The organism is Bacillus sp. ABA4_010, assembly GCF_056159105.1.
In genome coordinates this window covers 1,492,179-1,504,561 of the sequence record NZ_JBSWUN010000003.1, presented here as the reverse complement: position 1 = coordinate 1,504,561, position 12,383 = coordinate 1,492,179, and the positions used below count along the sequence as shown (strand labels likewise).

Here is a 12,383-nt window from a genome sequence, read left to right as displayed (position 1 = left end):
ACTACAAATAAAGAAAAACGAAGCATCATTACATTTTTACGTTTGTCCATACCCTACCCTCTCTTTTCTCCCACTGTTAAAATGTATCAGGCAGAAAAATTTGGCATAAAAAAAGCTAATGAAATGAGTTCATTTCATTAGCCGGTTGCGCTACTCGCTCCAAACTATCCAAGCGCCCATGTACAGATAGTTCTTCAAAGCTGCTAGTTTTATTCACCATTTTCACTACCGTCGTAGTGAATATATCGTCTGCTTTTTAGAAAAGTTTATCTTTTTTTCGAGCGGTCGTGTAATAATATTTCCTTGATAAACAAAAAAAGACAGATTGGACTATTTTCGTTACAAACGTTCACGCTTACGATATTCGTTCGGAGATAGGCCGTATGTATGTTTAAATGTTCTTGAGAAATGGCTATTGTCGTTGAAACCAAGCTCAAGAGCAATAGCTGTAATGGTGTCACTCGTTGTTTTCAGTCTGTGTTTAGCTTCTTCCATATTTATTAAGTAAACACCAACAGGACAGCGGTTTTTGGCTGTCCTGTTGGTGTTTATAAACCTTTCATCTCATTTGCAATGAACTCGACATCCGTGCCGATGATGACTTGGAGGTCGGTTTTGTTGAGCTTGATGACACCTTTTGCCCCGAGCTGTTTTAAAGCCGCTTCATCAATGGCATTCATGTCTTTTACTTGAAGGCGCAGACGCGTCACACAATTATCCAGATTAGCGAGATTATCTTTCCCTCCAAGCGCCGCTAAATATTGTTTAGCAAGTTCCACATGTTGAACGCTTCCGTTGCCGCCTTCCGCTCCTGTATCCACATCCTCACGTCCAGGCGTTTTAATGTCTAGTTTGACAATTAAGAAATAGAAGAGTACAAAATAAACAGCTGCATAAATTATACCGATAAACGCAAGTAGAAGCGGTTTTTGTGCAATACCGAAGTTCAACAAGTAATCGATGGCACCAGCAGAAAATCCGAAGCCGTGATGAATATCAAGCGCAACTGAAAGCGCCAGCGAGATACCTGTCAACAAGGCGTGAATGCCGTATAAAACTGGTGCGATGAACATGAACAAAAATTCAATTGGTTCGGTAATACCTGTTAAGAAAGACGTAAACGCAAGACCAATCAGCATCCCCGCCACTGCTTTTCTTCTTTCTTTTTTCGCCGCCGCAATCATGGCCATCGCAGCTGCCGGTAAGCCGAACATCATTACAGGGAAGAACCCGGTCATGAACGCACCGGCAGTCGGATCGCCCGCAAAGAAACGGTTCAAGTCTCCTGTCGCCCCGTTATACTCACCGAATACGAACCAAACTAAACTGTTTAATACATGATGTAAGCCAATTGGAATGAGCAAGCGGTTCAAAAAGCCAAACACCCCAGCCCCTAATGCACCGGCACCAGTAATCCAATTACCGACACTGTTAATGCCATCTTGAATCGGCGGCCAAATAACCCCGAAAACCCCCGCCAATATAAGCATCGCTACAGATGTGATAATCGGCACAAACCGTTTTCCCGCAAAAAATCCGAGCCATTCTGGCATCTTGATCGCATGAAAGCGGTTATATAATACACCAGCCACGATTCCTGAAATAATTCCACCAAGAATCGCCATATTGATGTTTTCATCAATCGCCGCTGTTCCTTTCGTCAGTACGAAGTAGCCAACCGCTCCGGCTAATCCGGCGGCTCCATTCCCATCTTTCGCTAATCCAACTGCAATCCCGATGGCAAACAGTAGCGCTAAATTGGCAAATACCGCTTCTCCCGCCGCTGCCATAAATGGAATTTTTAATAAATCATCTTGACCTAAACGCAGCAATAACGCTGCTGCTGGCAATACGGCAATCGGCAGCATGAGCGCTTTTCCGATTCGTTGTAAAAATCCTATCATTGTCAAACTCCCCCTCATTCTGTTTTTCTCTAGTTGTTCATGCTGAAAAATAAAGTAACCGCTTTCTTTATGTGCCCGTCTGCTTGTTGCAAATAACGGGCAGCCTCTTCAAGCGGAGCATCGGTCAACGCCATAAAAAGCGCTTCTTTCAGCTGAAACCCGCTTTGCTGTAAAAGCGCTGACGCTTCTTGTTCGGAAACACCAGCAATGGTTTCGATCATGTGCGCAGCACGTCCAACGAGTTTTTGATTCATAAGCTTCATATCGGCCATTTCGTTGTTGTACACTTTTCCGAGGCGCACCATGACCGCTGTTGATAACATGTTCAAGACGATTTTTTGAGCGGTTCCTGCCTTTAACCTCGTTGACCCGCGAATGACTTCTGGACCGACAACTGCTTCAATGGCGACATCGCTGACAAAAGAAACCGGTGTACCTTCATTATTCGTCACAGCGACTGTTAATGCGCCTAACTGTTTCGCCAGGCGCAAACCAGCGAGGACAAACGGCGTGCTTCCGCTTGCCGTTATGCCAATGACAGTATCGTATGCTGTCATTTCTTTACTTTTCAGCTTTGCTTCAATGACCGTTTCATCATCCTCCGTCTCCTCTAACGGCTGCCACATCGCTTCATTGCCGCCGGCGACAATCGCCGTCCAACGGCTGCTTTCAACAGAAAACGTAGGCCCGAGCTCGACTGCATCAAGCATCCCAATTCGCCCGCTCGTTCCGGCACCGATCACAAAAACCCGCCCTCCCTTTTTCCAACGGGTGACGATTTCATCAACCGCTTTGGCAATCTTTGACACATGCGGTGAAATGCCTGCCGCAATATGCTGATCTTCCTCAAGCATAGCAACTACGATTTCAGATGATGTCATGCGATCTAAATGGAAGGTCCGTATATTTGATTGCTCTGTTTGTCTTTCCATCGTTACCGTCTCTCCATCTCGATTTTAAATTTATAGCGGTCTCCACGGTAAACAGATTGAACGAATTCCACCGGCGTTCCATCTTCCATATAGCTCGTCCGTTCAATCAGCAGGACAGATGCCCCTTCCTTGATTTGTAAAATGGAGGCTTCATTTTTTCGGGCAATGGAGGCTTCAAGCACTTGCTCCCCTTTGGCAATCTGGATGTTTTGCGTTTTTTCCATATAGTCATAAATAGAGGAACTAAGCGTTTCTTCCTTTAAACCCGGCACAAGACGTTCGGACATATAAAGCATTTCATACGCCATCGGAATGTCGTCTGCATGCCTTACTCGTTTAATCTCGTATACAGATTCGCCTTCCGTGAGCTTCAACTTCGAAGCGATAAGCACGGATGCCGGCACAACATTAAATTCCAATAATTTCGAGCTTGGCGTCATCCCTCTTGCCCGCATGTCTTCGGAGAAGCTCGTCAACCCTTGCAAGCCTTGCTCAATTTTGCTGTCAGCAACAAACGTTCCCTTGCCGCGCTGTCTTACTAAATAGCCATCATTGACTAAATTACTAATTGCCTGCCTAACAGTCATCCGGCTCACATCGTACCGTTCAGACAGCTCTCGCTCGGACGGGACGAGATCCCCTGGCTTCAGCGCTTCTCTTGCAATCAGCTCTTTTATCCCCTCTTCAATTTGATAATAAATCGGCAACAGCGACTCTTTGTCTACTTTAAACATTTCGCCCCACCTCTTTACGTTCATTTCTCCATACACTTAACGCATCTTCATCCGCAATGATGGTCACATTCGGATGACTTTTTAACGCGGTGGCGGGAATGTCTTCGGTCGGATGGGAAGTAAGAAGCTTATTCACAATTTCGGCCTTTCCTTTTCCAGAGACAAGAAGTAAAATTCGTTTGCTGTTTAAAATCGTGCCAATCCCCATCGTCATCGCATGTGTCGGGACATCTTCCATTCGCTCAAAGTAACGGGCGTTCGCCTTGCGTGTAAGTGCCGTTAATTCGACGACATGTGTGGTTGAATGAAACGAAGTCCCTGGTTCATTGAACCCAATATGACCGTTATGGCCAATCCCTAATAGTTGTAAATCCACTCCACCTAACGCTTCGATCGTCTTTTCATAGCGAAGGCATTCCGCCTCTGTATCGTTCGCTTTCCCATCTGGGATGTGACGATGACTTACCGGCAAATCAATATGCTGAAATAAATGATGATTCATATACGTATGGTAGCTTTGTTCATGACCTCGTTCGATGCCAATGTATTCATCTAAGTTAACCGTATGCGCTTTTGCGTAACTCGTCCCATTTGTCTTAACATCTTGAACGAGCCATTGATACGTCCCAATGGCTGTACCGCCTGTTGCCATGCCGAACACGGCATCAGGCTTCGTTTTGACCATTTCGATTATCAAGGCTGCCGCCTTTTTGCTCATCTCTTCATAATTTTTCACTTCAATGATGTTCACTCGAATCCCTCCTGTGCTGTGTAGGTAATGCGGCCGCGGCAAATCGTCATAAAAATATCATCGTTTTCATCCAAAACGACGACATCAGCGTCCTTCCCTTTTTCAAGGCTGCCTTTTCGGTCATATACGTTCAGCTGCTTCGCCGGATTGACACTTGCCATTTCAATCACCGCTTCCAAGCCGCACCCTGTATATTGGCGTATGTTTTTAGCCGCTTCGCTTAAAGTAAGAATGCTTCCTGCCAGCGTTCCATCTTTTAATGTCGCTTTTCCTTCTGCTACCGTCACATCTTGACCGCCAAGCTCATATGTTCCTTCGCCAAGACATTTGGCACGCATCGCATCAGTAATCAAAATGAGTCCTTCTTTTCGTTTATTGTTGTAGGCGAGGCGAACCATCTCGGGTCGTGAATGAACCCCATCAGCGATGATTTCACATTTGATGTCGTCATGAAGCAGCACTGCACCGACGACCCCAGGCTCACGATGGTGAAGCGGTCTCATTTGATTGAATAAATGGGTAGCATGCGTCACTCCTGCTTCCATGCTTTCCACGACTTCTTCATACGTCGCGTCTGAATGTCCAATTGAAGCGGTGACTCCTTCGTCCTTCAAATGCCGGACAAGCGCCAAGCCGTTCGGCTGTTCCGGGGCGAGCGTTACAAGTTTAATATGCCCATTTGCTAACTCCTGCCATTTACGGAACAACTCGACACTCGGCGGCACGACATAGTCGGGGTGTTGGGCACCAATTCTGTTCGGTGAAATAAACGGTCCTTCTAAATGAATGCCAAGCACTTCCGCCGCTGCGTCTGTTCCTTGATTATTTATATAAGAAGCGGCATTTTGCAGCGCTCGTTCAATCTCACTTTGATCAACGGTCATCGTTGTGGCCAAAAAGCTTGTCGTCCCTTCCGCAGGCAGTGCCGCAGCCATCGTCCTCAACGCCTCCTCCGTTCCATCCATCACATCCGCTCCGGCTGCTCCGTGAATGTGAAGATCGATGAATCCGGGGATTAGTTTGTATTGATTAGACAATTCTATCGTTGTGTACGAAGAATCAAGCTCTGGGCACATCTCCATTTTCCCGGCATCAGCGATTACCTCATTACAAATAATAAGGTAACCGTTATCAATTAACTCATCACCGATGTATACTTGTACATTTTTAATGAGTGCTTTCATGCTGAACTCTCATCCTTTCTTCCTTACTATCTCATGTTATCATATAGAAAACTAGTTGTCTATACCACCTATAAACTATTTTTCTATTCATTCATTGAAAGCGTTTTGATTGACATTCTCTCCCCTTTTCTGTTTAATCTAATCTTGAGGTGATATACATATGGAAAGAATTCAAATTGCAGAGGATTTATCATTCTCTCGAATCGTTCACGGCTTATGGCGTTTATCTGATTGGAATCAAACAAAAGAGCAAACGCTTGCCTTAATTGAACATTGCTTAGAAAAAGGGATTACAACCTTTGACCATGCGGATATTTACGGTAGCTACACATGTGAAAAATTGTTCGGGGAAGCACTTGCATTAAAACCTGAGCTTCGCGAAAAAATGGAAATCGTTACAAAGTGCGGCATCGTGCTTAAATCGCCGAATCGCCCTGAACATCAATCCCATCACTACAACACAAGCAAAGAGCACATTTTAAAATCCGTTAACCAGTCACTAGAAAACTTGCAGACGGATTATATTGATGTGCTATTAATCCACCGTCCAGATCCGTTTATGGACCCTGCCCAAGTGGCGGAAGCGTTCACACAGTTAAAAGAAGAAGGAAAAGTACGCTACTTCGGTGTATCCAACTTCAAACAGCACCAATACAATATGCTGCAATCGTATTTGGACTTCCCGCTTGTGACGAACCAAATCGAGCTTTCTGCTTATCATTTAGAAAACTTCGAAGACGGTACGTTGAATTTATGCCTTGAAAAACGCATTGCTCCAATGGCTTGGTCTCCCCTTGCCGGCGGCGACATTTTCTCTGCTGACAACGAAAAAGCAGCTCGCCTTCGTACAACACTTGAAAAAGTAGCGGGTGAAATTGGCGCACCTGGCATTGACGCTGTTTTATATGCATGGCTGTTAAATCATCCAGCCAACATCATGCCCATCGTTGGTTCAGGTAAAACAGAACGCATCGACGCTGCCATTGATGCCTTGCAATATAAACTGTCGCTTGATCAATGGTTTGAAATTTTACAAAGCTCCATGGGTCACGACATTCCATAAGAAAAAGAGTCAGCTGCAGCTGACTCTTTTGTCTATTTGGCGGTGCGTTCAAGCTCCTGCATCGTTACATCAAATTTCGCTTGAGTATCCACGACAATGCTTTGCAGCGCCTCTGTTATACGGTTTACTCTTTCTACTTCTTCTGTAATATTTTCCACACTCACATTCACATTTTTAATTGCCTCATCTACACTTCCGGCTAATTTTCGCACTTCGTCCGCCACAACTTTGAAGCCTCGTCCTTGTTCGCCGACGCGGGCCGCTTCAATGGCTGCATTTAGTGCCAATACATTCGTTTGCGAAGAAATGTTGCGAATTGTTTTAGAAATATTCGTAATGATTTCCGTTTGTTTTTTTAACGATTCAACAGCTTCCATTTTTTCTTTCGAGTTCGCAAAAACTAAGTTGCCAAGTTCCACCGGCATTTCCTTCAATTTTGAAATGACCTCTGTTGTATGTGTTTCACGTTCTGTAATGTCTGTGGCAATTTTTAAGACGGACTGAACGTTTTTCTGTTCATCAAGAATCGGGATATAAGTCGCTTCAAGCAATAATAACTTCCCCATTTTATCAAGCCGTTGAATTTTCCCTTGAGATTGTTCTCCACTCCGAAGTTTTTCCCATAACTGCTCATACTCGCGACTATTTTTGAACTCTTCTGTGCAAAATTGTCTATGGATCATGTTTATCATTTCACTTGCGTCATATTTCAACGTACGGGCAAAATTCTCATTAACCCATATGACTCTCCCTGTCGTATCAAATTGGATCATCGCTAAATTGTAGTCGAGCGCAACTAAGATCGCTTTTTCATCTAATAAATGCTTTTGTTGAACAGTTGATGGCATTGTTCAGAAAACTCCCCTTTAATAGTCATGTCTACTTTTCTCTTTCTATTATATAGGATTTTTCTCCTAGCTGTGTATCTCTTTCTTCATTTTTCAAATTATTCAAGCATATCATTTCTAATGTGACATAACCATATGCTATAATCATTTTATGTTACATTAAAAGGAGTATGAATCATGAAAACTGTTGAAGCCATTAAAGACGAACAACAACTTTTGGCGATGAAAACCTTTTTACAGGCACGTTCACCGCGCGACTATTGTTTATTATTGCTTGGCATCAATACCGGCATCCGCGTCCATGATTTGCTGCATCTTCATGTTCAAGATGTGGCGGACGAATACGGGCAAATCCTCCACTACTTGCAATCCTCTACTTATACAGATCCACCCGTTTATTTAAATCATCCTGTTCGCGAATCGCTGCGCGCATGTATTGAAGAAGGAAAACTCAGTGGCAACGATTTTTTATTTAAATCTCGAAAAACAAAGGAACCGATTACGCGCCAGCAAGCATACCGCATTATTAATGAAGCGGCGAAGCAAGCCGGCATTAGCGAACCGATTGGTACTCATACGTTACGAAAAACATTCGGCTACCATGCATACGCAAAAGGAATTGCCATTTCCCTTATTCAAAAAAGGTTGCAGCACACGACCCCTTCGGAAACACGGCAATACATTGGGGCAGCCAATATAACATCGTCTCATATGAAGCTTGACGTACATTTATAGAAAGCGAGTTGATTACATGTTTACGAATATTTTGCACACAGATACATTTGTTTTACTAACAGCCATTTTGTTTATTGCGGGCGTATTAACAACGAAGTTTTCCGCCAGACTTGGCGTACCATCCCTCGTTCTGTTCATCATGGTCGGAATGGTCATGGGAAGCGATGTATTAGGGATTATTTATTTTGATAGTGCAAGCACGGCTCAAATGATTGGCGTATTCGCCCTTGTTGTCATTTTGTTTGAAGGTGGACTGCAAACGAAATGGAGTACACTGCGCCCAGTCATCCTTCCCTCCCTTTCACTTGCCACCATCGGGGTTTTATTTACATCCGGCATCGTCGCCATTGCCGCTAAGCTTATTCTCGATGTCGATTGGCTCACGGCCATGCTGTTTGGTGCGATTGTCGGCTCGACCGATGCGGCAGCTGTCTTTGCTGTATTAAAAGGGCAAAACATTCATGAACGCATTGGGACAACGCTCGAAGCTGAATCAGGGTCAAATGATCCGATGGCCGTCTTTTTGACGATTGCGATGATTGAACTCATTACGGTACCGAGTGCCAGCCTCGTAAAATTGATTGGGTCATTTTTCCTCCAAATGGGACTTGGACTGATTCTCGGGTTGCTTTTCGGGAAATTAGCCGTATGGGCATTGAACCGGATTAACCTTGACTCAAGTGGACTTTATCCAATTTTCGCCATCGCGTTTGCCCTTTTAACATACGGTTTGACGGCATTTATGCAAGGAAGCGGACTTCTTGCTGTATATGTGCTGGCTATCATTATCGGCAACGCAGAAATTGCTTATCGCCATTCGATTTTTCGCTTTTCCGAAGGATTTGCTTGGATGATGCAAATTTTAATGTTCGTCATTTTAGGTTTACTCGTTTTCCCATCCGACCTCTTTACGTGGGATGTTTTCTTGAAAGGCATTATTCTTTCTCTCATTTTAATATTCGTAGCCAGACCGGTAGCTGTGTATCTTTCAACGATTAAAACATGCTATACAAACAACGAAAAGCTGTTTCTTTCATGGGCTGGATTAAAAGGAGCTGTACCGATTGTCCTTGCTACCTTCCCGATGCTAGCAGGTATTGAAGACAGTCAGTTAATTTTTAATGTCGTCTTTTTCGTTGTCCTAACAAGCTGCCTTATTCAAGGGGCGACCATTACAAATTTAGCGGATAAACTCGGACTAACAGGACCTGTGAAAGCCGCTCCTATGCACTCGCTTGAGCTCGTTTCCCTCGGAAAAGCTCAAGCCGAAATGATTGAGTACGAAATGGAAGCAGACGCGGCTATTGTCGGACAGCCGCTGCTTCACATTCCATTTCCAGACGGTGCACTTGTGAATGCCATTATTCGAAACGACTCGCTCATCACACCAGATGGCAGTACCGTCATTGAACCAGGCGATTTTCTATACATTTTGACATCGAAGAAAAGCAAGCTGCAACTGACTCAACTATTAAAAGAGAAAAAAAGCACGATTGCACCAGAGATGAACGATTCGTCCTCTCAATCCGTTTAAAAAAGCGGCTAGTTAAAAAGGAGCCATTCCTCTTTAACTAGCCGCTTTTCACTATTTACTCACTTAGAAGAACTTTCTCGAAATCCATCATTGGACGACGCCCATTCAAGAAGCTGTAAAATCCCGGTAGAGTTATGACAACTCGTACCCGAATCTGACATGTTATTTAATGTGTACCGTAACAGGGGTAATATCTAAAAGAACTTTTTCCATTGAATAATCATCTTTTTGGCCATCTGTATACGCCCAGTAGCCATTCGTTTCAGCACCTTTGCGGAAAGTCAGCTCAAAGCCTTTTCCACTAGCGAAGCTGTAACTTTTCACCGCTTCTTCCCCGCTATTGTCCACCAAATCATACGCGATAAATTTGCTTAACAACCCGTGGGCATTCAACACACCCGCATGTGGGGCGACTTTTTGGTCACTGTATTCATAGCCCTTCGTCTCGATTTTTGCTTCAGCCACCGTCATTTCCTTCGTTGCCAAATCAACCGTATCACCAGGAGCCATCCATGAAAGGGCGATATTTCGATAGTTGCTGCTTGGTAGCTGCGGATCCGTTGACACATTCGACATGTCCACTAAAGTCACACCACCCCTTCCGACAACTTTAGCCGTCTGTTCGGCATTGTTCACAACAAGCGCCGTATCTTCATCGATACCGTAAGCAAGCTGTTGCTGATCACCTTTTTCATAAGCAGTGGCAATGAGGCGCCCCAATCTCGCTTTATTGTCAAAATGCTGATCAACGATGCCGTACCGGAAGAAGCCAAGTCCGCGCTCAAGGTAACCCGCTCCACCTTCTTGCTGGGTCATGCCGTCATACGTATCTGTAAAACCATTCAGCAGCGTGCCATAGCTGTCTCCGCCCGCAAGCATGACATCACTCATAATTGCCGCACCGGCACTTGTACCACCAATGACCGCACCATTTCTGTAAATGTTCCAAATGGCCTTCAACACACTTGAATTAGTCCCATCTTCGTTCAACAATGATCCTGTGATGAGCGTTTGATCACCTCCGACAAACCAAATGCCGGAAAGTTCTTCGACTTGTTGAACGATTTCTTCTTTGTTCATATTACCCTTCCATGCTGACTCATCTTCTTCCGTCTTTTTGAAATCATGATTGGAAATCGGCAAAATATGAATGTTTTCTTCTTTTACCCCATAGAAAGTCAAATCCTTCTTAAAACTTTCCGAAGAGGACAATCTTGAGCTAGCTGCCGGAATGATCCCGATTTTCGCGTTGTCTTTTCCACCGGCTGCTTCAATAAAGCTTTCGTAGACAGCACGGTTACTACTACCAAGGGCTCCTCCAACCATCACAAGACTTCCTTTAATCTCCTCGTTTCGGTCCACGTTCGGAAGTTCGAGCTTGGACGGTTCATATTCCGCAAACGGCTTAGATGCCTCCTTGAAAGAAACGGAAACAGGCTTAATGTCCATCACAACATGAACAACCGAATAGTCATCCTTTTGCCCATCCGCATATCCCCAATAGCCATTCGTTCGCTCCGTTTCACGGAAATTCAGTTCATATCCATCTCCGTTTTTGTCATACAAATAACTTGTTACTTCGTTGGTAGCTGCATTATCAACGAGCGAGTAGGCTAAATAATGCTTCAACCTGCCGTACGGTGTGAAAACCCCTGTTGCTGGAAGTGGTTGGAATTCGTAATATTCATAGCCTTTTGTCTCACTTTTCGTTGCTGGAAACTCAAAAGTACGCTCATCAAGATGAATGCGGTCCCCTGCTGATAAATAACTGATATCCACATTTTCTAAGTGAGTCTTCGGATTGGACTTCCGCTTCGTCTTGCTGACATCAACAACGGCTACACCGGAACGTCCGACCACTTCCGCTGTTTTTTCCTTATTATAAACAACGAGGGCAGTATCTTCATCGACTCCGTAAGCAAATCGCTCTTTTTTACGCTTCTCATATGCATGTGCCGTCAGTGCAAGCCTTCCTAATCTTCCTCTTTCATCAAAATGCTGATCGACGATGCCATATTCGAAAAAGCCGAGTCCTTTTTGAACATAAACAGGTGCATATTCTTTATCTGAATTAGACACGTCAGTAGGGGTGAACCCTTCTTTTAGCGCCCCTAAACTGTCCCCTCCTGTAATCATTACGTCGCTCATAATTGCCGCACCAGCACTTGTCCCGCCAACGACTGCTCCTTTTCGGTAAATGTCCCAAATAGCGTCAAGCACCTTTGAGTTCTTTCCTTTTTCCGTGCGAAGCGTGCTCGTAATACGAAGTTGGTCACCTCCGACAAACCAAATGGCCGTCAAGTCCTTCACTTTCTCCGCCATTTCGGGGTCGTTCACATTGTCTTTCCAGCTTGATTCATCCACTTGCTTCGTATCGGAAAAATCATGGTTGGACAATGGAAGGATCGTAATATCCGCTTCCTTCACTCCATACGCTACTAAATCACGTTTAAATTCTTCCGAAGATTTCAGTTTTCCGCTTGCAGCCGGAATAATCCCGATTTTGGCATTTGTTTTCCCTCCGGCAAGCTCAATAAACTTTTCATATACCTCTTTATTGCTGCTGCCGAGCGCTCCGCCGGCAATGACCAAGTTCCCCTCGATTTCTTCTTTCCCCTTTGCTTCGGTCACACTCGGATTGACCATCGCTGCCAGCATCGCCAAGCTGACAAACGATGAAACAATTTGCTTTTTCATC

10 protein-coding genes, 2 pseudogenes and 1 riboswitch are annotated in these 12,383 nt (G+C 44.5%); of the genes and pseudogenes, 3 read left to right on the top strand and 9 right to left on the bottom strand.

Annotated elements, in window-relative coordinates; all coding sequences use genetic code 11:
• Positions 1 to 130: 130 nt before the first annotated feature.
• Positions 131 to 214, bottom strand: a riboswitch (cyclic di-GMP riboswitch).
• Between the two features lie 125 nt (positions 215 to 339).
• The 6 genes from ACXAEO_RS08565 to nagA are packed head-to-tail and all read right to left on the bottom strand — an operon-like array spanning position 340 to position 5,505.
• Positions 340 to 495, bottom strand: coding sequence for a helix-turn-helix domain-containing protein (locus ACXAEO_RS08565; RefSeq protein ID WP_474880045.1), 156 nt, complete (start codon positions 493 to 495; stop codon positions 340 to 342).
• Positions 496 to 548: 53 nt separating this feature from the next.
• Positions 549 to 1,904, bottom strand: a complete 1,356-nt coding sequence (gene nagE / locus ACXAEO_RS08560; protein ID WP_474880044.1) for an N-acetylglucosamine-specific PTS transporter subunit IIBC — start codon at positions 1,902 to 1,904, stop codon at positions 549 to 551.
• 29 nt (positions 1,905 to 1,933) lie between these two features.
• Entirely contained in the window at positions 1,934 to 2,836 is a 903-nt protein-coding gene (gene murQ / locus ACXAEO_RS08555) for an N-acetylmuramic acid 6-phosphate etherase (protein ID WP_474880043.1), read from the bottom strand.
• A 2-nt stretch (positions 2,837 to 2,838) separates the two neighbouring features.
• Positions 2,839 to 3,570, bottom strand: a complete 732-nt coding sequence (locus ACXAEO_RS08550; RefSeq protein WP_474880042.1) for a GntR family transcriptional regulator — start codon at positions 3,568 to 3,570, stop codon at positions 2,839 to 2,841.
• The gene (gene nagB / locus ACXAEO_RS08545) at positions 3,563 to 4,321 is read right to left on the bottom strand and encodes a glucosamine-6-phosphate deaminase (RefSeq protein WP_474880041.1); all 759 of its coding nucleotides are present in this window, start codon (positions 4,319 to 4,321) and stop codon (positions 3,563 to 3,565) included. The genes ACXAEO_RS08550 and nagB overlap by 8 nt, the downstream gene beginning before the upstream one ends.
• Positions 4,318 to 5,505, bottom strand: coding sequence for an N-acetylglucosamine-6-phosphate deacetylase (nagA, locus tag ACXAEO_RS08540; protein ID WP_474880040.1), 1,188 nt, complete (start codon positions 5,503 to 5,505; stop codon positions 4,318 to 4,320). Before nagA ends, nagB begins: the two co-directional genes overlap by 4 nt.
• A 160-nt stretch (positions 5,506 to 5,665) precedes the next feature.
• Here nagA and ACXAEO_RS08535 point away from each other — a divergent pair, with 160 nt between their 5' ends.
• On the top strand, positions 5,666 to 6,568 hold the full coding sequence (locus tag ACXAEO_RS08535) for an aldo/keto reductase (RefSeq protein WP_474880039.1): 903 nt from the start codon (positions 5,666 to 5,668) through the stop codon (positions 6,566 to 6,568).
• A gap of 32 nt (positions 6,569 to 6,600) precedes the next feature.
• On the opposite strand, the pseudogene ACXAEO_RS08530 reads toward ACXAEO_RS08535, so the two are convergent.
• Positions 6,601 to 6,909, bottom strand: a pseudogene (locus tag ACXAEO_RS08530) (methyl-accepting chemotaxis protein); the annotation flags it as partial.
• A 126-nt stretch (positions 6,910 to 7,035) separates the two neighbouring features.
• Positions 7,036 to 7,341: pseudogene (locus tag ACXAEO_RS08525) on the bottom strand (PAS domain-containing protein); the annotation flags it as partial.
• 252 nt (positions 7,342 to 7,593) lie between these two features.
• Between ACXAEO_RS08525 and ACXAEO_RS08520 the strand changes: the two are divergent.
• Both ACXAEO_RS08520 and ACXAEO_RS08515 read left to right on the top strand, forming a co-directional pair.
• Complete coding sequence (locus ACXAEO_RS08520; protein WP_474880038.1) at positions 7,594 to 8,151, top strand: tyrosine-type recombinase/integrase; 558 nt, start codon at positions 7,594 to 7,596, stop codon at positions 8,149 to 8,151.
• A 16-nt stretch (positions 8,152 to 8,167) separates the two neighbouring features.
• Positions 8,168 to 9,685, top strand: coding sequence for a potassium/proton antiporter (locus ACXAEO_RS08515; protein WP_474880037.1), 1,518 nt, complete (start codon positions 8,168 to 8,170; stop codon positions 9,683 to 9,685).
• Positions 9,686 to 9,847: 162 nt separating this feature from the next.
• Here the strand turns inward: ACXAEO_RS08515 and ACXAEO_RS08510 are convergent, their stop codons facing one another.
• Positions 9,848 to 12,382: a cyanophycinase gene (locus ACXAEO_RS08510; protein ID WP_474880036.1), complete on the bottom strand. Its 2,535-nt coding sequence runs from the start codon at positions 12,380 to 12,382 to the stop codon at positions 9,848 to 9,850.
• Between the last annotated feature and the right edge of the window lies 1 nt (position 12,383).